The sequence below is a fragment of the Pseudomonas sp. FIP_A4 genome, assembly GCF_036701605.1.
Taxonomy (GTDB): Bacteria; Pseudomonadota; Gammaproteobacteria; order Pseudomonadales; family Pseudomonadaceae; genus Stutzerimonas; species Stutzerimonas phenolilytica.
Window position 1 is genome coordinate 257,255 of sequence record NZ_JAYDXP010000126.1, and the last position, 21,095, is coordinate 278,349.

A 21,095-nucleotide genomic window follows, 5' to 3' on the forward strand; every position below is an offset into this window, starting at 1 on the left:
GTGGTCGGTTGGAACACGACCAGCGCCGATAACACGCAGATATGAGAACGCCGCCCATGGGGCGGCGTTCTCGTCTGTGGCTCAGGCTTCGCGGTTGCGCGTCAGCAGGGCCGGCTTCTCGCCTCGTGGCCGGGTTGGCAGCTGCTCGAGCTGATCCAGGCTGGGCAGGCGATCGATCTTCGATTCCTTGTGGATGATCACCGGCTGCTTTTCACGCGGCTTGGCGGCTTCCTGACGCACGACAGCCGGCTCTTCAATCCGGCGGCCCTCGTTCTTGCGCCGTTGCTGGCCGTTGCGCGGCTGACCGCTGCGCGCCGTCTGGCCTTGACCCGCACCCGGGCGCTTGCCCTTGCCGGAGGGAGCGCCAGGCGCGCCCGAACGTGCGGCACCGGCGGCACGTGGCGCGCTACCAGGTTGAGCCGGGGCGCCGGGACGGCGGCCGCGGTTCTGCTTGTTCTGGTAGGGGCTGACGTAATCGACACGATTGCCGAAGTTGTCCACTTCGTCATCGAGAAATTCGTCCGGAGCACGGTTCGGCGGTAGCTGTGGCGGGCGAGCAGGGGCTTGCGCTTCGCTGGCGGCGCCATCGCGAGCAGGCTTGCGCGCCTTGCTCTGACTACGACGATTGCGTTCCTTCTGCTCGGCGCCTTTGTCTGCCGGCTTGTCGCGTTCACCGCGTGCCTTGCGTTCGCCACGCTGCGGACGCGGCGGGCGCGGTTCGCGCACTTCCGGCTTCTCCGCCTCGATGGTGCTGGCATCGAAGCCCATCAGATCGCCGTCGGGAATGCGCTGCTTGGTCAGGCGTTCGATGCCCTTGAGCAGCTTTTCCTCGTCCGGCGCGACCAGCGAGATGGCCTCGCCGCTGCGTCCGGCACGACCGGTGCGGCCGATGCGGTGCACGTAGTCTTCCTCGACGTTGGGCAGCTCGAAATTGACCACGTGCGGCAGCTGGTCGATGTCCAGACCACGGGCGGCGATGTCGGTCGCCACCAGGATGCGCACCTGGTTGGCCTTGAAATCGGCCAGCGCCTTGGTACGGGCGTTCTGGCTCTTGTTGCCGTGGATCGCGGCGGCTGGCAGACCGTGCTTTTCCAGGTACTCGGCCAAGCGGTTGGCGCCGTGCTTGGTGCGGGTGAACACCAGCACCTGTTCCCAGGCTCCCTGGGTGATCAGGTGCGCGAGCAGCGCGCGCTTGTGGCTGGCGGCAATGTGGAACACTCGCTGCTCGATGCGCTCGACGGTGGTGTTCGGCGGCGTGACCTCGATGCGCTCGGGGTCGTGCAGCAGCTTGCCGGCCAGATCGGTGATGTCCTTGGAGAAGGTGGCCGAGAACAGCAGGTTCTGGCGCTTGGCCGGCAGCTTGGCCAGCACCTTCTTGACGTCATGGATGAAGCCCATGTCGAGCATGCGGTCGGCTTCGTCGAGCACGAGGATTTCCACGTGCGACAGATCGATGGCCTTCTGGTTGGCCAGATCGAGCAGGCGGCCGGGGCAGGCGACCAGCACGTCGAGACCCTTGGCCACGGCCTGGATCTGCGGGTTCATGCCGACGCCACCGAATATCACTGCGCTTTTCAGCGGCAGATCGCGGGCGTAGACCTTGAAGCTGTCATGGACCTGGGCGGCGAGTTCGCGGGTCGGCGTCAGCACCAGCACGCGCGGCTGTTTCGCGCCGTGGCGATGCTCGCGGTCCGGGTGGCCGCCGGGGAACAGCAGTTCGAGTACCGGCAGGGCGAAGCCGCCGGTCTTGCCGGTACCGGTCTGGGCGGCAACCATCAGGTCGCGGCCTTGCAACACGGCGGGAATGGCCCGCTGTTGCACGGGAGTAGGCTGGGTATAACCGGCGGCCTCGACGGCACCGGCTAAAGCCTCGGAGAGACCGAGGGAAGCAAAGGACATGAGTAATCCTGTCTTGTAGAGGGCGTGGCCCTGGGATGATCGTGCCTGGCTCGAATCGCGACTGGCGTGCGATCCCGTCCGGTCCTGCCGCGATTTGCTGATGCGACATCCGGACGTAAGTCTGGCGGAAGCGCGGAGTATAACAGAGCCTGTTCGCTCCGCACTGCTCTGACAGTGTCGCAGGTCACGGGTTCATTTGCCGGCTTCGCTTGGGCGGCGAAGCCGGTGCGCTCAAGCCTGGCGCGGCAGGCCGAGGTTGTTCCAGATCGCCAGGCTCGGCTCGGCCTGGTTCAGCGTGTAGAAGTGCAGACCCGGCGCGCCGCCGGCCAGCAACTTCTCGCACATCTCGCTGATGACCTGCTCGCCGAAGGCCTGAATACTGTCGATATCGTCGCCGTACGCTTCCAGCTGCTTGCGCACCCAGCGCGGAATCTCCGCACCGCAGGCATCGGAGAAGCGCGCCAGCTTGCTGTAGTTGGTGATCGGCATGATCCCCGGCACGACCGGAATTTCCACGCCCAGCTTGCGCACGCGCTCGACGAAGTAGAAGTAGCAGTCGGCGTTGAAGAAGTACTGGGTGATGGCGCTGTCGGCGCCGGCCTGGGCCTTGCGCACGAAGTTCGTCAGGTCGTCCTCGAAGTTGCGCGCCTGCGGATGCATCTCCGGGTAGGCGGCGACTTCGATGTGGAAGTGATCACCGGTTTCGCTGCGGATGAACTCCACCAGCTCGTTGGCGTGGCGCAGCTCACCGCTGGCCAGGCCCATGCCGGACGGCAGGTCGCCGCGCAGCGCGACGATGCGGCGGATGCCGGCCTTGCGGTAGATATCCAGCAGTTCGCGCAGCTCGGCCTTGCTGTCGCCCACGCAGGACAGGTGCGGTGCGGTCGGCACCTTCACCTCGCCATCGAGCTGGAGCACGGTGTTCAGCGTACGGTCGCGGGTCGAGCCGCCGGCACCGTAGGTGCAGGAGAAGAAGTCGGGGTGGTAGCTGGCCAGCTGGCGGGCCACGTTCAGCAGTTTTTCATGCCCGGCTTCGGTCTTCGTGGGGAAGAACTCGAAGCTGTAGCGACGTTCCTGAGACATTGCAGAAGTCCTTAATGGCGTAGGGTGGAAAACGCGCCCGGCGCGTTTCCAGCGAGATGGAAAAGGCCTGGTTTTCCACCCTACGGCGATCAGTAGCGGTAGCTGTCCGGCTTGAACGGACCTTCGACGGTCACGCCGATGTACTCGGCCTGCTTGGGCGTCAGTTGGGTGACGACACCGCCGAAGCCCTTGACCATCTCCAGCGCCACTTCTTCGTCGAGCTTCTTCGGCAGGACCATGACGGTGACGTTCTTGGTCTTCTCGGCCACCGGCAGATCGGCGAACTTCTCGTTGTACAGGTGGATCTGCGCCAGCACCTGGTTGGCGAAGGAGCCGTCCATGATCCGGCTCGGGTGGCCGGTGGCATTGCCCAGGTTCACCAGGCGGCCCTCGGCGAGCAGGATCAGGTAGTCGTCGTTCGCCGGATCGACGGCCTTACCGGTGCGGTGGATCTTGTGCACCTGCGGCTTGACCTCTTCCCAGCCCCAGTTGGCGCGCATGAAGGCGGTGTCGATCTCGTTGTCGAAGTGGCCGATGTTGCACACCACGGCGCGCTTCTTCAGCACCTTGAGCATGCCGGCGTCGCACACGTTGACGTTGCCGGTGGTGGTGACGATCAGGTCGATCTTGCCCAGCAGGGCCGCGTCGACGCTGGCTTCGGTGCCGTCGTTGATGCCGTTCTTGTACGGCGAGACCAGCTCGAAGCCGTCCATGCAGGCCTGCATGGCGCAGATCGGGTCGACTTCCGAGACCTTGACGATCATGCCTTCCTGGCGCAGCGACTGCGCCGAGCCCTTGCCCACGTCGCCGTAGCCGATCACCAGCGCCTGCTTACCGGAGAGCAGGTGGTCGGTGCCGCGCTTGATGGCGTCGTTGAGGCTGTGGCGGCAGCCGTACTTGTTGTCGTTCTTGCTCTTGGTGACCGAGTCGTTGACGTTGATCGCCGGCACCTTCAGCGTGCCGCCCTTGAGCATGTCGAGCAGGCGGTGCACGCCGGTGGTGGTTTCCTCGGTGATGCCGTGCACGCGCTCGAGTACCTGCGGGTACTTGTCGTGCAGAATCTGGGTCAGGTCACCGCCGTCGTCGAGCACCATGTTGGCGTCCCACGGCTGGCCGTCCTTGAGGATGGTCTGCTCGATGCACCACTCGTACTCCGCCTCGGTCTCGCCCTTCCAGGCGAACACCGGGATGCCGGCAGCGGCGATGGCGGCAGCGGCCTGGTCCTGGGTGGAGAAGATGTTGCAGGACGACCAGCGTACCTCGGCGCCGAGGGCGATCAGCGTCTCGATCAGAACGGCGGTCTGAATGGTCATGTGGATGCAGCCGAGGATTTTCGCGCCCTTGAGCGGTTGCTCGGCGGCGTACTTGCGGCGCAGGCCCATCAGCGCGGGCATTTCCGATTCAGCGATGATGATCTCGCGGCGGCCCCAGGCGGCCAGGGAAATATCGGCGACCTTGAAGTCGGTGAAACCGGCAGGCGTCATGACAGCACTCATCGAAGAGTTCTCCATTCGTAGATATGCGAATGGGCGCCGTTGATGCGTTCTAGAAACGCCCCATCCGAGCCTGACAGGTGAAACCGGATTTGGATCTGCGGCGGCGCGACCGGTAAGCCGCGTGGCTTGCGAGATTCAAAAACAGGCATTCGCCCTGCTGCAGCGCCCCTCGGATGGGTGGCGGGCACGGCCGAAGCGGAGTCGGCCGCGAAAAAACCCGGCGATTATAGCCGCGCCTGCCGGCAATCCCAAGCCCGCGCCGGTGCGCGAACTCCGCCGGCGGCGCGCGGGTCGTACTTGCAGGGCCTGGCGCGCCGCGCCGGGCGCGAATGCACAAGGAGACTCCGATGAATCCCACGCTTCGCCTCACCCTGGCCCTGCTCGCGGCGGTCGTCAGCCTGCCCGCGGCGGCGCAGTCCTGTTACGTGCACAGCGAGACCTCGGGCGCCGTGCCCACGCCGGTGGTCACCGAGAAGTGCTTCGAGCTGCGTGGCATGCAGCCGGAGGACGATTCGATGGATTGGCTCTGTCGCAACGAGGAGGGTGTCAAGAGCGTCCGCCGCGAACCTCGGCAGAGCTGTCCTGACGGTCATTTCGGTGTCTGCGTGGCCGCAGTGACACCCGAGACGCTGGCCAACGAGCAGGCCGGTGGGAGCCAGGCGACCAACGGCACCCTGCCGACCACCGTGCCTGAAGGTGCGCAGATCGTCACCTATCACTATCACGCGAGCGATCGCGCGCAGGCCAAGGTGGATTGCGAGCGCGCGGGTGGCGAGTGGTCGCGCTGATACCCGAGCGATTTGTTCACCCGTGCACAAGCGCGGATAATCCCGCGCTTTGCATGGCGTGAGCGGGTAAACATGAAGCTGCGAGTGTTGAGCATTTCCCTGATGACGTTGCTGGCGCTGGCTGGTTGCGACCGTATCGATCCGAATTCACCGCTCGGCAAGCGCAAGGCGATCTACCAGCAGATGCTCGATGTCAAGGAGGATCTGGGTGGCATGCTGCGCGGACGGCTGGCCTTCGATGGCGTGGCGTTTGCCAGCGGTGCGGCGAAGCTCGACGACTTGTCGCGCCAGCCCTGGCAGCACTATCCGCCGGTGAAGGAAGAACAGAGCGACGCGCGTGACGACGTCTGGCAGCAGCAGACGCGCTTCAACGAGCTGGCCCGAGCGCTGGAGGCCGAGACCGCCGCGCTGGTAGCTGCGACCAGTGCGCAGCCGCTGCAACCGCAGGACGTTGCGCCGGCCTTCCAGCGCGTCGAGGACGCCTGCGAAACCTGCCACAAGGCATTCCGCGCCTACTGACGGCCGGCCGCACGGCGGCTGCTTTCCAGCTGTTCGCGTGCCTTGGCCAGCTCGTCCTTGCGCAGCTCGATGAGCTGCGCATCGCCGGTCGCCAGTGCCTGGCGCAGCAGCACTTCGCGGCGCGCCACGCGCTGGCTGGCCTGCTCGGCGGCATTGGAGTCACGCTTGCCCAACTCGATCAGGCCCTCGCAGCGGCGGGTGAGTGCCTGCAATTGTTCGTTGAGCTGCGTCTGGCGCGCCTGATGGCCCTGCAGGCGGGCCTGCTGCAACTGTTCGCTGAGCCAGTGGCGTTGCGTTGCGCACGAAGAATCGACGTCGCCCGTCGCGGCCATCGCCGGCGCCGCGGGCAGAAAGCTGCCAGCCAGGACCATCGCAAGTAACCGAGCAGACATGCACGCTCCAAGACATGGGGTCGAACAGTTTCGACTTCCGCCTATGGCGCAAAGTGCCGTGCGGAGGGCATCAGAAACCGCGGACACCGGCCTGGTGCAGGCGCGCGCGCAGGGCTTGCGGCGCGTCGGCCCGAAAGAACTGCCACAGCTGCCGCGCGCGGACTGCGCCGCTGCCAACGGCGCGCCAGTCGGCTTCGCTGCGCGCGGCGAGCCGCTGCCAGTCGTCGTCCGATGCGAGCGTCGCGTCGGCCGGCAGGCCCAGAGCCGCCAGCCAGTGCGCGAACGGCCGCTGGCGTGTCGCTGCAAGATTGCGCGCCAGGGTGGTGGCGCGCGTCGCGCCGAAGCCCGGTACCTGTTGCAGGCGCGCGGCATCCAGCTCGAGCCAGGCGAGCAGGTCGGGCAGCAGGCCGGCGTCCAGCAGCTCGCGCCAGGTGCCGGGGCCGACACCGGGAATTGCCAGGCCGTGCCTGCCGCTCAGCCAGGCGAGGCGGGCGAGGAACTGCTGTTCGCAGCCGGGCGTCGCCTGCCAGCAGCTCAGCGCGTGATAGCGGGCCGGATTCGGTGGCTGCACTGCCGCGCGCTGCGGACTGCGCCAGACGACGCTGTCCAGCTGCGGAATGGTCAAGCCGGCGAGGCGGATGGCAACCTGATCGCCCGGGCGAACGTCCAGCGCCTGCCAGCGTTTGAGTGAACCGAGGCTGACGCGGGCGATGCGGCGGTCGTCCAGTTGCACGGGTTCGAGCTGCAGCAATGGCGTAATGCGGCCGCGCCGGCCGATGCGAAACTCGACCCGGCGCACCTGTGCCAGCGCCGAGCGCGGTGGATACTTCCAGGCCACTGCCCAGTGCGGCGGTGACGCCGATACCAGCGCTCGCGCCACTGGCGCGCCTGTTCGGGATCGGCCAGGGGCTGGCTGAAACGCACGCTGTCGGCGAAGCCCATTGCTGCCAGTCCCGTCAGGCGTTTGGCCATCTCGGCCGGTCCGTTGGGCCAGTCCCAGACGAACAGGCCGATGCGTGCCTCGCTGTCCGCGGCGGGCGTTCTGCCCTGCAGGGCGCCGGCGACCCGCCCGCGTGCGCCGTCGCTGCCAGCGCGTGCCTGCACGTGCGCGTCCTGCCGCCAGTACAGCTCCCCCTGCAGAATCACCTCGTCGCGGCGCGGCAGCTGCGTGGGGATCGCCGGCAGCTGGCGGGCCCGCGCCGTCCAGTCCTGACCGCTGCGTCCGTCGCCGCGGCTGATCGCCTGGCGCAGGCGGCCGTCGCGATAGACCAGCGTCACCGCCACGCCGTCGACCTTGGGCTGAATCCACAGGTCGTCGCGTGCCGCCATCCAGGCACGCAGCTCGGCGACGTCGGCCAGCTTGGCCAAGCCGGTCTGCGCGACAGGATGGAGCAACGGGCCCCCCGCCTTGGCCAGCGGTGACGGCGAGGGAGCGTTCTGGGCTGCAAAGCACTGCTGCCACTGTTGCAGCCGTGCGCGGGCCTGGTCGTAGAGTTCGTCGTCGATCGGCGCAAGGCCGCGGCGGTGATAGGCATCGTCCCAGGCCGCCAGTCGCTGCGTCAGTTCGCCGATTTCGCTGCGCGCGCGCTCGGCGCTCCAGGGTGGGCAGGCGGCCAGGCAGATCGGAGAGACAAGCGCCAGGAGTGACGCGACGAGGCGTTGCATGGTGAGCGTCCTTGCTCGGGTAGAGGCCGCGATTGTCCCGCAGCCGGTGTGGGACGCGCCGTGCGCTAGCGCATGTTGAACAGTTCCTGATGGAAGTCCTGCGGCGCCAGACCACGCGCTATCAGGTCGTCATGCAGGCATTGGCCGAACGCTGCCGGGCCGCAGAACCAGACGTCGCTGCCCTTCCAGGACGGCACCAGTTGCCGCAGGCGTTCGGGCGTCAGGCGACCATCGCGCTGGGTGACCAGCACGTGCAAGCGAACGCGCGCCTGCTCGGCCAGCTGCTGCACCTTGTCGATGAATGCCTGATCGGGCGCGCTGGTGCTGTAGAACAAGTCGACGTTGCCGCCGCCGCCAGTGGTCGCCAGCGCCTGCAGGCGGCCGATGAACGGCGCGATGCCGATGCCGCCGGCCACCCAGATCTGCCCGTCCTTGCGTCCGCGGAAGTCGAAGCAGCCGTAAGGGCCTTCGACGGTGACCGCGTCGCCCACTTTCAGGGTATGCGGCAGGGTGCTGGTGTAGTCGCCCAACCCCTTGATGGAGAACGCCAGCTTGCCGTCGTTGCACCAGGCCGAGGAGAGGCTGAACGGGTGCGGGCCTTCCTTCTCGTCGAAGGTGACGAAGGCGAACTGCCCGGCTTCGTGTCCTGGCCAGGCGCCTTCGAGCTGCAGGCCGACGCGCAGCACGCGGTTGTCCGGGTGATGGGTCAGTTCGTTGATGCGGCCCACCACTTTGTGTTTGCGGCCGATGCGGCGCAGCAGCGAGATGCAGGCGGCGATCGAGCCGGCGCCCATCAGCAGCGCCAGCGCCAGGCCCAGCGGCGAGCTCCAGTAGTCCGGCGGCGTCAGCACCACCGAGTGCGCCACCAGCGCCAGGTAGATCACCGCCAGCCAGCGGTGGGTCTTGAAGAACCAGCGATAGGGGAAGGTCTTGACCAGCGCCAGCACGATGAGAATCGCCGCGGCGTAGAACGCCCACTCGCCGACGTCCTCGGCCAGCCCGCGAAAGCGCCGGAGCAGGCCGAAGATGCCCTCCGGTGGCGGCCCGGCGTGGCGCACCGGTTTTTCCAGCCAGCCGGCGCCAACCAGCCATTTCGGCACCTGGCCCCAGGCCCAGTGCACGATGCTGATCACCAGTGCGGCGATGCCCAGCCACTTGTGCAGGCGGTAGGTCTTGTCCAGGCCGTCGAAGAAGCGCTCGAAGCGTTTCGGTCGCGCGGCCAGGATCACCGCGACGCTCATCGCACCAATCGCCAGCACGCCGCTGTAATGCACCAGGACCGTGCGTATCGACCAGACCTGGTACTGCTCCATGAGAAAGCTGTCGACCAGCAACCACAATAGGGTCAGGCCGGCGAACAGGCCGAGGAAGGTCAATTTGATGGGTTTCATGTCTGATCCTCGAGTTTTCGCTGTCCATGTACTCGCGGCGCGTAGCATGCCGTTTTTGCGTGAGGGGCGAAATGACGACGGTCAGTGACAGGATGCGCCCCGTGTCGCCGCGATTTCTCTACAATCTTCCGCCCACCGAATTCCAAGAGAGGCGCCTGTGCACTCCGTGATCGCCATCGAGCAGCTCAGCAAGACCTACGCCTCGGGTCATCCCGCGCTCAAACACATCGACCTGCACATCCGCAAGGGCGAGATCTTCGCTCTGCTCGGCCCCAACGGGGCCGGCAAGACCACGCTGATCAGCATCGTCTGCGGCATCGTCAACCCCGGCAGCGGGCGAGTGCTGGTCGATGGGCACGACATCGTCCAGGACTACCGCGCCGCGCGTGCGAAGATCGGCCTGGTGCCGCAGGAGCTGTACAACGAAGGCTTTGAGAGTGTCTGGGCGACGGTGCGTTTTTCGCGCGGGCTGTTTGGCAAGGCGCCCGACGATTCGTTCCTGGAAAAACTGTTGCGCGATTTGTCACTGTGGGACAAGCGCAATGCCCGGATTCTGGAGCTTTCCGGCGGCATGAAGCGCCGCGTGATGATCGCCAAGGCGCTGTCCCACGAGCCATCGATCCTGTTTCTCGACGAGCCCACGGCAGGTGTCGATGTCGAACTGCGCCGCGACATGTGGGAAATGGTCCGCGGCCTGCGCGAACGTGGCGTGACCATCATCCTCACCACCCACTACATCGAAGAAGCCGAGGAGATGGCCGACCGCATCGGCGTGATCAGCAAGGGCGAGATCATCCTCGTCGAGGACAAGGACGTGCTGATGCACAAGCTCGGCAAGAAGCAGCTGACCCTGCAACTGCAGCGCCCGCTGGCGGCGATCCCGCGCGAGTTCGCCGACTATCCGCTGACGCTGGCGGACGAGGGCAATCAGCTGGTCTACACCTTCGACGCCCAGCACGAGCACACCGGCATCGCCGAACTGCTCAAGCGCCTGGGCGAGCACGGTATCGACTTCAAGGACCTGCAATCGAGCCAGAGTTCGCTGGAGGAAATCTTCGTCAATCTGGTCCACGGTCGCTGAGGAAAAGCCCGCATGAACGTCTACGCGATCCGCGCGATCTACCTGTTCGAACTGGCGCGCACCTGGCGCACCCTGCTGCAGAGCATCGCCACGCCGGTGATCTCCACCTCGCTGTACTTCGTGGTGTTCGGCTCGGCCATCGGCGCGCGCATGGAGGCCATGCACGGCATCCCCTACGGCGCCTTCATCATTCCCGGCCTGATCATGATGGCGCTGCTTTCCGAGAGCATCTCCAACGCCTCGTTCGGCATCTACATGCCGCGCTACTCGGGGACCATCTACGAGGTGCTGTCGGCGCCGGTGTCCTATGTCGAGATCGTCATCGGCTACGTCGGCGCAGCAGCGACCAAATCGCTGATTCTCGGCGTGATCATCCTCTTCACCGCGCGGCTGTTCGTCGACTACGAGATCCAGCATCCGCTGATGATGGCGCTGTTCCTGGTGCTGACCGCCGTCACCTTCTGCCTGTTCGGCTTCATCATCGGCATCTGGGCCGACGGCTGGGAGAAGCTGCAGATCGTCCCGGCGCTGATCGTCACGCCGCTGGCCTTTCTCGGCGGCAGCTTCTACTCCATCGAGATGCTGCCGCCGCTGTGGCAGAAGATCACCCTGTTCAACCCGGTGGTGTACCTGATCAGCGGCTTCCGCTGGAGCTTCTACGGTGTCTCGGACATCAGCGTCGGCATCAGCCTGGCGATGATTCTCGGCTTTCTCGCGCTGTGCCTCGCGGCGGTGTGGTGGATCTTCAAGACCGGCTATCGCCTGAAGAACTAGCCCCCGATCAGCGCCGTCGCACCGATCAGTCCAGCCCCAGCCACGGTAGGCAGGGGCGGAACTGCGCTTCGTCATCGGTGCGCTTGGTCCAAGTTCACCGGATAGCCGTGATCGAACACTCCCGCCGCTCGCCCGACTTGCCTGGGAGAGCGAGCTGGCGTGCCGCCTTAGAGCCCTTTGGGGAGGAAACGCGTAGCACCGGCAACGTCGTCGATCTTCTTGATACGCAACGCCTTGGAGCAGGTTTCATCGCGCGTTTCGGTCGGGCAGTAGCGGTTGAGGAAGTCGTCCAGGCTCAGGTCGGTGCCTTCGATGTTGAGTACGCGCCGGTAGTATTGCCCTTCGATACCCTGGGCCTGGCGTTCGGCGGTCTTCTGCTCGTCCACCTCCAGGCGTCCGTGCAGGTCGACCGCGGGCACGCTGGCCACCGGTTCCTCATTCGAGCAGGCAGACAGCAACAAGCCGGTCGCTGCCAGCAGTGCGATACGTGGCATGTGCAGATTCCTTGACAGGCCCCCGCCGGGGGCCGGGGCAGTAGGGGTCAGTCGAACAGGCGCTTGGAGCGGTTGACTTCGGCTTTGCCGGCGTCTTCCATCAGCGCCTTGGCGCCGGAGGTGACGTTGCGCGCCGAGTCGGCTTCGGACTGGATGACGTCGGTCTGCGCCGCCTGCTGGCGCAGCTCGGCATCGATGTAGTCGTTGGCGCGCGCGGCGCGAGCCCGCTTCGCCTGCAGCTCCAGACGGCGCTCTTCGAGTTCCAGGGCGCGCAGTTCGTCCTCGAAGGATTCCTCGCGGTTGCGAAGGCGCTTCTGCTCGGCTTCCTGCACCGCTCTTTTTTCGTTGGCGCGTTGCTGGGCAATCCGTTGCGCCGCCGCACGCTCGCGTCGCGCGGCTTCCTCGCGGGCGTCGGCGCGCGCTTGGGCAGCGGCGGCTTCGCGCATGCGCTCGGCTTGCGCAGCGGCTTCGGCCTGCTTGGTCTGCTGTTCGATCTGATGCAGTTGATCGAACTGGTTGGCCGCAGCAGGAAGAGCGATGAGCAGGGCGCTGGCGGCAATCAGGGCGAGTTTCATCGGCATCAACCTTTCTGCGGTTCGGGGCAGGTGGCGTTCGGCTGGATGCGTGTCTCGTTGTTCATGGTCATCACCATCAGCGAGATTTCACCGGCCTTGAATTCGCACGGACGACCGACCTGGGCCGAGGTGAAGATCTTGCCGTTCTCCGAATAACCGATGAGCACGCCGGGTACCAGCGTGGTGTCGCTGACCAGCGAGCCAGCCATGGCACCGGCGGCGCCACCGGCGACACCGCCGACGATGGCGGTATCGGTGTTGTTCTGGTTGCCGAGTGCCGCACCACCGATGGCACCGAGCAGACCGCCGACCATCATCGCGGCCTTCTTGTTCTTCTCGTTGCTGACTTTGATCTTGGTGGGGGAGACGGTGACGATCTGCACCGTCTTGGCCTCCTGCTGCGTATTGACCTGCGTGGCATCGAAGACATCGGCCTGATATTGCTCGCCGGTGCTCTGGCAACCGGTGATCAGTGTGGCGATGGCGAGCGATAGGCAGCAGCGTTTGATCATGATCGTTTTCCTTATCCCTGATCGTTGTGTGAAATCCTTAGCGCGGCGATACATGCATGGCGCTTTGCCATCATTGTAGGCGGGAGCGGAAATCGGGGTAAACCCGCCGACCCGCCGCGATGCGCTTCCCTGCGGCGGCTCAGGCGGCGGTATTGCTGGCGGTCGTCGCTTTGCTGCGACGGGTTGCCGCACTGCTGGTGGCGTGATTGCTGGCCTATCGACTGCGCAAAGAAAAAAGCCCCGCGCGGCTTGCGCCGGCGGGGCTCGCATACAGCGGGTGACGTCTTACAGCCCGGCAGCAGCGCGCAGGGCGTCGGCCTTGTCGGTGCGCTCCCAGGTGAAGGCGGTGAAGGTGTCGTTGCCCACCGTCATCTCGTAGGGGGTGCGGCCGAAGTGACCGTAGGCCGCGGTGGCCTGGTACATCGGGTGCAGCAGGTCGAGCATGCGGGTGATCGCGTACGGACGCAGGTCGAAGTGCTCGCGCACCAGGGCGATGATCTTGTCGTCGCCGAGCTTGCCGGTGCCGAAGGTGTTCAGCGAGATGGAGGTCGGCTGGGCTACGCCGATGGCATACGACACCTGGATTTCGCAGCGCTCGGCGAGGCCGGCGGCGACGATGTTCTTCGCCACGTAGCGGCCGGCGTAGGCGGCCGAGCGGTCGACCTTGGATGGGTCCTTGCCGGAGAACGCGCCGCCGCCGTGACGGGCCATGCCGCCGTAGGTGTCGACGATGATCTTGCGACCGGTCAGGCCGCAGTCACCCACCGGGCCGCCGATGACGAACTGGCCGGTCGGATTGATGTGGTACTGGGTGTCCTTGTGCAGCAGCTCGGCCGGCAGGCTGTGCTTGATGATCAGCTCCATCACCGCCTCGCGCAGGTCGCTCTGCTTGACCTCCGGATTGTGCTGGGTCGACAGCACCACGGCGTCGATCCCGACGACCTTGCCGTTCTCGTAGCGGCAGGTGACCTGGCTCTTGGCGTCCGGGCGCAGCCACGGCAGCAGGCCGTTCTTGCGTGCCTCGGCCTGGCGCTCGACCAGCGCGTGGGAGAAGCGGATCGGTGCCGGCATCAGCACGTCGGTCTCGTTGCTGGCGTAGCCGAACATCAGGCCCTGGTCGCCGGCGCCCTGGTCCTCCGGCTTGGAGCGGTCGACGCCCTGGGCGATGTCCACCGACTGCTTGCCGATGATGTTGATGATGCCGCAGGTGGCGCCGTCGAAACCGACTTCCGAGCTGTTGTAGCCGATGTCGACGATAACGTCGCGCACCAGCTGCTCCAGATCGACCCAGGCCGAGGTGGTCACTTCGCCGGCGACGATCGCCACACCGGTCTTGACCAGGGTTTCGCAGGCCACGCGGGCGTGCTTGTCCTCGGCGATGATGGCGTCCAGCACCGCATCGGAGATCTGGTCGGCGATCTTGTCCGGGTGCCCTTCGGACACGGACTCGGAGGTGAAAATCGAGTATTCGCTCATCTATCGGTTCCTATTACCGGGTGTGAGTCGGTCGTCAGCGGCGGGCCGGGAAAAGTGCCGGGCCTGGATCTGAAAACCGTTCTTCAAGCCAATGTAGAGACTCTCGCCGGGCGTGAGCCCCGCGGCATCGGCCCAACGGGCCAGATCGTCCTGTTCGAAGCCTAGCCAGAGATCGCCGCAGGCCTCCCTGGCCCAGCTCTGGTTGTGGCTGCACAACTCGGTGATCAGCAGGCTGCCGCCTGCCTTCACCAGTCGCGCCAGTTGTTTGAGGGCCTCGCCGGGCGCCGCCAGATGATGCAGCACCATGTTCAGCACCACGCACTCGGCCGGCGGGCATTCGTCGTGCAGTGCGTCGGCGAGTTTCAGCTCGACGTTGTCCAGGCCGGCCTGCTCGCAGCGGGCGCGCGCCAGTTCGAGCATCGCCGCGCTGTTGTCCAGCGCCACCACGTGACGGAAACGACTGGCCAGTTCCGGCAGGAAGCTGCCGTCGCCGGGGCCGACTTCCAGTGCCGTCGCGGTGGCGTCGAAATTCAGCGCATCGAGCAGGGCCAGCACGCTGTCGCGGTACTGCGGCAGACCGGCGAGCAGGTCCTGGCGAGCCTGGAAGCTGCCGGCCATGCGCGCAAAGAAATCCTCGCTGGCGGCGCTGCGCTGCGCGTGTACGGCGGCGATGCGCGCCTGCACCTCGGTGGTCAGCTCCAGCTGATCGACTTCTTCGAGCAGCGCCGCGTGCAGTTTGCCGCCGAGACTGTCGCTCTGCGGCAGGTTGCGCCGGTAGAAGATCGCGTTGCCTTCGCGGCGGGTTGCCAGCAAACCCGCCTGGGTCAGCACCTTCAGGTGGTGGCTCATGCCGGACTGGCCGGTGGCGAAGATCTGCGCCAGTTCGAGCACGCCGAACGAATCGCTGGCCAACGCCCGCAGCACGTTCAGGCGCAGCGGATCGCCGCCGGCCTTGCACAGGGCGGCGAGCGAATCGCTGGCGTCGAAACGGATCTGGGGTATGCGCAGGCTCATAGGTCGCGCAGTCTAGTCGGTCACTTTTCGTACAGCAAGGGCAATATCAAAAAGTTTTGATATTGCCCTGTGCGGCGTAGGGTCACTCCAGCATGCGCAGCACACCGAGCGAGCAGGAGACCAGTCCGAGGCCGACCAGAAAGTAGCCCGGCAGGATATCCAGCAGCCGTTGCACCAGCCCCGTGCCGGCGAGCCGGCGCGAGAGCAGGCTGTAGGCGAGCAGCACGCACAGATCGATGACCGCCCAGATCGCGATCAGCGTCAGCGCCTGCGGTGCGAACGGCTGCGCGGGCAGGATGAAACCGGGGAGGAAGGCGAGGAAGAACAGGATGTCCTTGGGGTTCGACAGGCCGACCGCCATCGCCCGCCAGAAGTGATGCGTCTGGCTCCGGGCCGATTGCCGGTCATCGCTGCCGCCGCCGCACAGGCTGTCGGCGCCGAGCCAGATCAGGTACAGGCCGCCGATCACCCGGCCCCATTCGAGCACCACCGGCTCGAAATCCAGCGCCAGGTAGATCGCCAGCAGCGCACCGACCATCAGCACCTGCGCCGACAGCACGCCGCCGAGAATCGTCCACAGCGGCCAGACGCGCCGCGCATCGGCGACCACCAGCGCGACCACCGGTCCGGGAGAGGCGATCAGCAGGGCGACCGCCGAGGCGAAGGCGAGATAGGTGGCGTTCATAGTTCGGTCACCAGGCCGAACACCCGATGCTGCTTGCCCAGCCGCTCGGCATAGAAGCGCGGGTTGCAGATGGCGAACGCGCGCTGGATCCAGCGGTCGCTGCCGTCGAAGCGCGCATCGAAGCGGCTGCGCGCGTGCACCGTGCGGCGGTTGTCGATGATCAGCAGATCGCCCGGGCACAGCCGGATCGGCTCGGCCACCGACCAGGCGACGGCGCGCAGCCGTTCCAGCAGGGTCTGGGCGCGATTGCTGAAGGCGAGCATGAACTGCGGATCGAAGCGCAGGAACGGTGCGTCCGGATCGCCGTAGAGCACCGTCTGGTGCTTGTCGATGTCGATGCGCTGGTTCTTTTCGTTCGGGCCGTAGTCGGAGAGGAAGTTGTACGGCTCGTTGAGGAAAAACAGCTGTTCCTCGTAGCTCAGCCTGGCGAGGATGCGCTCGGCCGAGGCGATATAAGTGATCGCCTCGGCCGCCGGGTCCTGACGCAGGCAGAGCAGCAGCAGGTAATCCGGCTGGATGGCATGGAAGGCGTTCTCGGTGTGCAGGTCCAGTTCGGTGTCGAAACTGTCGGAGGTCGCCGCGCGCGACTGCCCGCGCTGCGGGAAGAAGTTGTTGACGATCGCGCCGCCGGATTCCTGCAGGTAGCCGACCGGTTCGCCGAGCAGCACGGTCGCCTGCAGCAGCAGCCGTTCGCTGCTGTCGTCGTGCTTGTGCAGCGCCTCGCGGCTGATCGGAGTCGGAGGAATCTCGCCGATCGGCAGCTGCCTCAGGTGCAGGAAACCGGTCGGGTTGCCGAACAGCTTGAAGCTGAGGATCTGCGCGATCTGCTGCCGGTCCAGCCCGCCGCGCTCGATGCTGGCAGCCAGAAGGTGGTCGAAATTATTCGCGGACATGTCATCCTTCCCTGAGTTTTTGTTGATCGGGCGGTGCGCTCGCTCGGACGTTGTCGTCCCGAGCAAGGCCCTTGGCGTCGGAGTATCGGAACGGAGCGAGGCGCTGAAAAATGGAAAAAACGACCTGCTGGGATAACTTTTACTCATGCCGCGGAGGTGTCCGGTGACGATCCGGCTGCCACCGCTGTACGCCTTGCGCGCCTTCGAGGTGGCGGCACGCTTCGGCTCCTTCACCGAGGCGGCGCAGAGCCTGTGCATCACCCAAAGTGCAATCAGCCGGCACGTGAAGACGCTGGAACAGCAGCTGTGCTGCCAGCTGTTCGAGCGACGCGGCTCGCGGCTGTCGCTGACCGACACCGGGCGCCGGCTGGCACAGGAGCTGAAGGTGGGATTCGGCACCATCGAGAATGCCTGCATCGCGGTGACCCGCCAGCGTGGCGCGCTGCGCCTGAAGGCCCCTTCGACGCTGACCATGCGCTGGCTGCTGAGTACGCTGGAAGCGTTCCAGTTGGCCTACCCCCAGCAGCGCGTGCAGCTGACCAGCGCCTGGATGGACCTCGATGCGGTGGACTTCAGCAGCGAGCCGTTCGATTGCGCGATCCTGCTCGGCGACGCCGCGCTGGCCGCCGATGGCCACTGCCTGAAGCTGTTCGATGAGTGGCTGGTGCCGGTCTGCGCGCCGGCGTTGCTCGGCGATCAACCCTGGGACGCCGCGCGGCTGGCGGCGGCCGAGCTGATCCACCCCTCGCGCGACCGCCGCGACTGGCGGCGCTGGCTGGCGCGGGTCGGCCTGGCCGACGTCGTGCCCTGGCAGCAGGGCAAGCTGTTCGACACCCTGGAGCTGGGTATCTCCGCGGCGGCGCAAGGCCACGGCGTATCGATCGGCGATCTGGCGCTGGTCGGTGCCGAGCTGGCGCGCGGCACGCTGGCGCTGCCGTTCGACGCCGCGGTGCGCTCCGGCGACAGCTACTACCTGGTCTGGCCTGCCCACGGCGCGGCGCATCCGGTGCTGGCGCAGATGAAGGATTACCTGCTCGCCCATCTGCCCGATGTGCAGGCCCAGGGTGTGCGCCTGCTCGACTGAAGCCGCGGCCATTCAGTCATTGCCCCCTCTCCCGCGAAAGGGGAAAATGGCCGCCTTTTTCTACGTACACCCCGCAGGAGATCAGCGATGCCCAGCCGTCGTGAGCGAGCCAATGCCATCCGCGCACTCAGCATGGATGCCGTGCAGAAAGCCAACAGCGGCCACCCAGGTGCCCCGATGGGCATGGCGGACATCGCCGAAGTGCTCTGGCGCGACCACTTGAAGCACAGCCCGACCAACCCGCAGTGGGCCGACCGCGACCGCTTCGTGCTGTCCAACGGCCACGGCTCGATGCTGATCTACTCGCTGCTGCATCTGACCGGCTATGACCTGTCGATCGACGACCTGAAGAACTTCCGCCAGCTGCACAGCAAGACCCCGGGCCACCCGGAGTTCGGCTACACCGCCGGCGTCGAGACCACCACCGGCCCGCTGGGCCAGGGCATCGCCAACGCCGTGGGCTTCGCCCTGGCCGAGAAGGTCATGGCCGCGCAGTTCAACCGCCCTGGCCATGAGATCGTCGACCACAACACCTACGTGTTCCTCGGCGACGGCTGCATGATGGAAGGCATCAGCCACGAGGTCTGCTCGCTGGCCGGTACGCTCGGGCTGAACAAGCTCACCGCGTTCTACGATGACAACGGCATCTCCATCGACGGCGAGGTGCACGGCTGGTTCACCGACGACACCCCGCGCCGTTTCGAGGCCTACGGCTGGCAGGTGATCCGCAACGTCAACGGCCACGACGCCGACGAAATCCAGATCGCCATCGAGACCGCGCGCAAGAGCGACCGGCCGACGCTGATCTGCTGCAAGACCATCATCGGCTTCGGCTCGCCGAACAAGCAGGGCAAGGAAGAATGCCACGGCGCTGCGCTGGGTGACGCCGAGATCGCCCTGACCCGCGAGGCGCTGGGCTGGAACCACCCGCCGTTCGAGATTCCCGCCGATATCTACGCCGAGTGGGACGCCAAGCAGAAGGGCGCCGACGCGGAGAACGCGTGGAACCAGCGCTTCGCCGCCTACGCGGCCGAGTTCCCGGAACTGGCCGCCGAATTCAAGCGGCGCATGGCCGGCGAGCTGCCGGCGGACTTTGCTGAGAAGGCGTCCGCCTTCATCCGTGAAGTCGCCACCAAGGGCGAGACCATCGCCAGCCGCAAGGCCAGCCAGAACTGCCTGAACGCCTTCGGCCCGCTGCTGCCGGAACTGCTCGGCGGCTCGGCGGACCTCGCCGGCTCCAACCTGACCCTGTGGAAGGGCTGCAAGCCGGTGGTCGCCGAGGATGCCTCGGGCAACTACATGTACTACGGCGTGCGCGAGTTCGGCATGGCCGCGATCATGAACGGCGTCGCCCTGCATGGCGGCCTGATTCCCTACGGCGCGACCTTCCTGATGTTCATGGAGTACGCGCGCAACGCCGTGCGCATGTCGGCGCTGATGAAGCAGCGCGTGCTCTACGTGTTCACCCACGACTCCATCGGCCTCGGTGAAGACGGCCCGACCCACCAGCCGATCGAGCAGCTGACCAGCCTGCGCACCACGCCGAACCTGGACACCTGGCGCCCGGCCGATACCGTCGAATCGGCGGTGGCCTGGAAGTACGCGCTCGAGCGCAAGGACGGCCCGAGCGCGCTGATCTTCTCGCGGCAGAACCTGCCGTTCCATGTGCGTGACAACGAAACCGAAGCGGCCATCGCCCGCGGTGGCTATATCCTGAAGAACTGCGTCGGCGAGCCCGAGCTGATCCTGATCGCCACCGGTTCGGAAGTCAGCCTGGCGGTGCAGGCCGCCGACCAGCTGGCTGCGCAAGGCCGCAAGGTGCGCGTCGTCTCCATGCCTTGCACCAGTGTGTTCGACGCCCAGGACGCGGCCTACAAGCAGCAGGTGCTGCCGGTGGAGGTCGGTGCACGCATCGCCATCGAGGCGGCGCATGCGGACTACTGGTACAAGTACGTCGGCCTCGACGGCCGCATCATCGGCATGACCACCTACGGCGAGTCGGCCCCGGCCGGCCAGCTGTTCGAGGAGTTCGGCTTCACCGTCGAGAACATCCTCGCGGTGGCCGAAGAACTGCTGGAAGACTGATCTCGCGCGGCGGTGGATGGCTTCGGCCATCCACCCTACGTCAATCACCTTGTGCAGGGGGCAAAACCCGCACAGCGGTTTTCCCCGACAGGATCGACGAATCCGATGGCCAACGCCCGTCCCTATCGCGTCGCCCTCAACGGCTACGGCCGCATCGGCCGTTGCGTGCTGCGTGCCTTCTATGAGCGCGGCGGCGCCTTCGATTTTCAGTTCGTCGCACTCAACGACCTGGCTGACATGGCCAGCCTGGAATACCTCACCCGATTTGACTCCACCCACGGTCGCTTTCCCGGTGAGGTGAGCGTGGTTGGCGATTGCCTGCATCTCAACGGCCACTGCGTGAAGGTGCTGCGCGAGTCGACGCCGGAGGCCATCGATTGGCGGGCGCTGGAGGTCGATCTGGTACTGGAGTGCTCCGGCGCCTACACCACTCGCACCGATGGCGAGCGATTTCTCGCCGCCGGCGTGCCGCGGGTGCTGTTCTCGCAGCCGATGGCCAGCGCCGCCGACATCGACGCCACCGTGGTGATGGGCATCAACCAGCAGCAGCTGACCGGCACCGAACGGCTGGTGTCCAACGCCTCGTGCACCACCAACTGCGGGGTGCCGCTGCTCAAACTGCTCAACGATGCACTCGGGATCGAGTACGCCTCGATCACCACCATCCATTCGGCGATGAACGACCAGCCGGTGATCGACGCCTACCACCACGAGGACCTGCGCCGCACGCGCTCGGCCTTCCAGTCGGTGATTCCGGTGTCCACCGGCCTGGCGCGCGGCATCGAGCGCCTACTGCCGGAACTCTCCGGGCGGATTCAGGCCAAAGCGGTGCGAGTGCCGACGGTGAACGTCTCCTGCCTGGATATCACCCTGCAGACCGCGCGCGATACCGATGCGCAGACGATCAACCGGGTGCTGCGCCAGGCGGCCGAAGTCGGCCCGCTCAAGGGGTTGCTGGCCTACACCGAACTGCCGCATGCCAGTTGCGATTTCAATCACGACCCGCATTCGGCGATCGTCGACGGCAGCCTGACGCGGGTCTCCGGGCCGCGGCTGGTGAACCTGCTGGCCTGGTTCGACAACGAATGGGGCTTCGCCAATCGCATGCTGGACGTCACCGAACATTATCTGCGCGTGGCTCATCGCGCCTAGCGAGCCGTGCCTTGCAACATCGCTGCCTATCGACCTT

General features: G+C 66.1%; 19 protein-coding genes, 1 pseudogene and 1 riboswitch. Of the genes and pseudogenes, 7 read left to right on the plus strand and 13 right to left on the minus strand.

Translation table 11 applies throughout. The features are described 5' to 3' along the window. Positions 1–81: 81 nt before the first annotated feature. The 3 genes from U8L64_RS14380 to ahcY all read right to left on the minus strand — a co-directional run bounded on the left by U8L64_RS14380 (position 82) and on the right by ahcY (position 4,478). Entirely contained in the window at positions 82–1,899 is a 1,818-nt protein-coding gene (locus U8L64_RS14380; RefSeq protein ID WP_043297812.1) for a DEAD/DEAH box helicase, read from the minus strand. Between the two features lie 231 nt (positions 1,900–2,130). Next, positions 2,131–2,982: a methylenetetrahydrofolate reductase [NAD(P)H] gene (metF, locus tag U8L64_RS14385; RefSeq protein ID WP_043297813.1), complete on the minus strand. Its 852-nt coding sequence runs from the start codon at positions 2,980–2,982 to the stop codon at positions 2,131–2,133. A gap of 89 nt (positions 2,983–3,071) precedes the next feature. Then, positions 3,072–4,478: an adenosylhomocysteinase gene (gene ahcY / locus U8L64_RS14390; protein ID WP_333398119.1), complete on the minus strand. Its 1,407-nt coding sequence runs from the start codon at positions 4,476–4,478 to the stop codon at positions 3,072–3,074. A gap of 24 nt (positions 4,479–4,502) precedes the next feature. After that, a riboswitch (S-adenosyl-L-homocysteine riboswitch) is annotated at positions 4,503–4,655 on the minus strand. 170 nt (positions 4,656–4,825) lie between these two features. Here ahcY and U8L64_RS14395 point away from each other — a divergent pair. Together U8L64_RS14395 and U8L64_RS14400 are read left to right on the plus strand one after the other, a co-directional pair. Continuing rightward, positions 4,826–5,266, plus strand: coding sequence for a hypothetical protein (locus U8L64_RS14395; RefSeq protein WP_333398120.1), 441 nt, complete (start codon positions 4,826–4,828; stop codon positions 5,264–5,266). A gap of 72 nt (positions 5,267–5,338) precedes the next feature. Continuing rightward, positions 5,339–5,785, plus strand: coding sequence for a c-type cytochrome (locus U8L64_RS14400; protein WP_333398121.1), 447 nt, complete (start codon positions 5,339–5,341; stop codon positions 5,783–5,785). Here U8L64_RS14400 and U8L64_RS14405 read toward each other — a convergent pair. The 3 genes and pseudogenes from U8L64_RS14405 to U8L64_RS14415 all read right to left on the minus strand — a co-directional run bounded on the left by U8L64_RS14405 (position 5,779) and on the right by U8L64_RS14415 (position 9,233). Further along, positions 5,779–6,177, minus strand: a complete 399-nt coding sequence (locus U8L64_RS14405) for a DUF1090 family protein (protein WP_043297817.1) — start codon at positions 6,175–6,177, stop codon at positions 5,779–5,781. The two genes, U8L64_RS14400 and U8L64_RS14405, sit on opposite strands and share 7 nt — an antisense overlap. A 70-nt stretch (positions 6,178–6,247) precedes the next feature. After that, positions 6,248–7,842, minus strand: a pseudogene (locus U8L64_RS14410) (NAD-dependent DNA ligase LigB). A 65-nt stretch (positions 7,843–7,907) separates the two neighbouring features. After that, complete coding sequence (locus U8L64_RS14415) at positions 7,908–9,233, minus strand: ferredoxin reductase family protein (RefSeq protein WP_333398122.1); 1,326 nt, start codon at positions 9,231–9,233, stop codon at positions 7,908–7,910. A 157-nt stretch (positions 9,234–9,390) separates the two neighbouring features. Between U8L64_RS14415 and U8L64_RS14420 the strand changes: the two genes are divergently transcribed. Next, on the plus strand, positions 9,391–10,314 hold the full coding sequence (locus tag U8L64_RS14420; RefSeq protein ID WP_043297820.1) for an ABC transporter ATP-binding protein: 924 nt from the start codon (positions 9,391–9,393) through the stop codon (positions 10,312–10,314). Between the two features lie 12 nt (positions 10,315–10,326). Then, the gene (locus U8L64_RS14425; RefSeq protein WP_333398123.1) at positions 10,327–11,088 is read left to right on the plus strand and encodes an ABC transporter permease; all 762 of its coding nucleotides are present in this window, start codon (positions 10,327–10,329) and stop codon (positions 11,086–11,088) included. A 167-nt stretch (positions 11,089–11,255) separates the two neighbouring features. On the opposite strand, the gene U8L64_RS14430 is transcribed toward U8L64_RS14425, so the two are convergent. The 7 genes from U8L64_RS14430 to U8L64_RS14460 all read right to left on the minus strand — a co-directional run bounded on the left by U8L64_RS14430 (position 11,256) and on the right by U8L64_RS14460 (position 16,737). Further along, positions 11,256–11,582: a hypothetical protein gene (locus U8L64_RS14430; RefSeq protein ID WP_054094381.1), complete on the minus strand. Its 327-nt coding sequence runs from the start codon at positions 11,580–11,582 to the stop codon at positions 11,256–11,258. 47 nt (positions 11,583–11,629) lie between these two features. Continuing rightward, entirely contained in the window at positions 11,630–12,157 is a 528-nt protein-coding gene (locus tag U8L64_RS14435) for a DUF5384 family protein (protein WP_054094493.1), read from the minus strand. 5 nt (positions 12,158–12,162) lie between these two features. Next, positions 12,163–12,669, minus strand: a complete 507-nt coding sequence (locus U8L64_RS14440) for a hypothetical protein (protein WP_054094382.1) — start codon at positions 12,667–12,669, stop codon at positions 12,163–12,165. A gap of 285 nt (positions 12,670–12,954) precedes the next feature. Next, on the minus strand, positions 12,955–14,145 hold the full coding sequence (gene metK, locus U8L64_RS14445) for a methionine adenosyltransferase (protein ID WP_008568471.1): 1,191 nt from the start codon (positions 14,143–14,145) through the stop codon (positions 12,955–12,957). Next, positions 14,146–15,159 carry an ArsR/SmtB family transcription factor gene (locus U8L64_RS14450; RefSeq protein ID WP_333398124.1) on the minus strand — a complete coding sequence of 338 codons (1,014 nt, stop codon included), beginning with the start codon at positions 15,157–15,159 and terminating at the stop codon, positions 14,146–14,148. It lies immediately after the preceding gene. An 82-nt stretch (positions 15,160–15,241) separates the two neighbouring features. Continuing rightward, on the minus strand, positions 15,242–15,844 hold the full coding sequence (locus tag U8L64_RS14455) for a LysE family translocator (protein WP_054094384.1): 603 nt from the start codon (positions 15,842–15,844) through the stop codon (positions 15,242–15,244). Then, positions 15,841–16,737 carry a TauD/TfdA family dioxygenase gene (locus U8L64_RS14460; protein WP_043297824.1) on the minus strand — a complete coding sequence of 299 codons (897 nt, stop codon included), beginning with the start codon at positions 16,735–16,737 and terminating at the stop codon, positions 15,841–15,843. Before U8L64_RS14460 ends, U8L64_RS14455 begins: the two co-directional genes overlap by 4 nt. A gap of 163 nt (positions 16,738–16,900) precedes the next feature. Here U8L64_RS14460 and U8L64_RS14465 point away from each other — a divergent pair, with 163 nt between their 5' ends. From U8L64_RS14465 to epd, 3 genes are all read left to right on the plus strand, one after another. Further along, positions 16,901–17,821 (plus strand): LysR substrate-binding domain-containing protein, encoded by a 921-nt coding sequence (locus U8L64_RS14465; protein WP_333398125.1) that lies wholly within the window; start codon positions 16,901–16,903, stop codon positions 17,819–17,821. Positions 17,822–17,908: 87 nt separating this feature from the next. Next, positions 17,909–19,906 carry a transketolase gene (tkt, locus tag U8L64_RS14470; RefSeq protein ID WP_054094387.1) on the plus strand — a complete coding sequence of 666 codons (1,998 nt, stop codon included), beginning with the start codon at positions 17,909–17,911 and terminating at the stop codon, positions 19,904–19,906. Between the two features lie 105 nt (positions 19,907–20,011). Continuing rightward, on the plus strand, positions 20,012–21,058 hold the full coding sequence (gene epd, locus U8L64_RS14475; protein ID WP_333398126.1) for an erythrose-4-phosphate dehydrogenase: 1,047 nt from the start codon (positions 20,012–20,014) through the stop codon (positions 21,056–21,058). Positions 21,059–21,095: the final 37 nt, after the last annotated feature.

Excerpts from the sequence above, each read along its gene's own strand:
- U8L64_RS14380 (WP_043297812.1), bottom strand. The coding sequence starts at position 1,899 with ATGTCCTTTGCTTCCCTCGGTCTCTCCGAGGCTTTAGCCGGTGCCGTC.
- metF (WP_043297813.1), bottom strand. The coding sequence starts at position 2,982 with ATGTCTCAGGAACGTCGCTACAGCTTCGAGTTCTTCCCCACGAAGACC.
- ahcY (WP_333398119.1), bottom strand. The coding sequence starts at position 4,478 with ATGAGTGCTGTCATGACGCCTGCCGGTTTCACCGACTTCAAGGTCGCC.
- U8L64_RS14395 (WP_333398120.1), top strand. The coding sequence starts at position 4,826 with ATGAATCCCACGCTTCGCCTCACCCTGGCCCTGCTCGCGGCGGTCGTC.
- U8L64_RS14400 (WP_333398121.1), top strand. The coding sequence starts at position 5,339 with ATGAAGCTGCGAGTGTTGAGCATTTCCCTGATGACGTTGCTGGCGCTG.
- U8L64_RS14405 (WP_043297817.1), bottom strand. The coding sequence starts at position 6,177 with ATGTCTGCTCGGTTACTTGCGATGGTCCTGGCTGGCAGCTTTCTGCCC.
- U8L64_RS14415 (WP_333398122.1), bottom strand. The coding sequence starts at position 9,233 with ATGAAACCCATCAAATTGACCTTCCTCGGCCTGTTCGCCGGCCTGACC.
- U8L64_RS14425 (WP_333398123.1), top strand. The coding sequence starts at position 10,327 with ATGAACGTCTACGCGATCCGCGCGATCTACCTGTTCGAACTGGCGCGC.
- U8L64_RS14430 (WP_054094381.1), bottom strand. The coding sequence starts at position 11,582 with ATGCCACGTATCGCACTGCTGGCAGCGACCGGCTTGTTGCTGTCTGCC.
- U8L64_RS14435 (WP_054094493.1), bottom strand. The coding sequence starts at position 12,157 with ATGAAACTCGCCCTGATTGCCGCCAGCGCCCTGCTCATCGCTCTTCCT.
- U8L64_RS14440 (WP_054094382.1), bottom strand. The coding sequence starts at position 12,669 with ATGATCAAACGCTGCTGCCTATCGCTCGCCATCGCCACACTGATCACC.
- metK (WP_008568471.1), bottom strand. The coding sequence starts at position 14,145 with ATGAGCGAATACTCGATTTTCACCTCCGAGTCCGTGTCCGAAGGGCAC.
- U8L64_RS14450 (WP_333398124.1), bottom strand. The coding sequence starts at position 15,159 with ATGAGCCTGCGCATACCCCAGATCCGTTTCGACGCCAGCGATTCGCTC.
- U8L64_RS14455 (WP_054094384.1), bottom strand. The coding sequence starts at position 15,844 with ATGAACGCCACCTATCTCGCCTTCGCCTCGGCGGTCGCCCTGCTGATC.
- U8L64_RS14460 (WP_043297824.1), bottom strand. The coding sequence starts at position 16,737 with ATGTCCGCGAATAATTTCGACCACCTTCTGGCTGCCAGCATCGAGCGC.
- tkt (WP_054094387.1), top strand. The coding sequence starts at position 17,909 with ATGCCCAGCCGTCGTGAGCGAGCCAATGCCATCCGCGCACTCAGCATG.
- epd (WP_333398126.1), top strand. The coding sequence starts at position 20,012 with ATGGCCAACGCCCGTCCCTATCGCGTCGCCCTCAACGGCTACGGCCGC.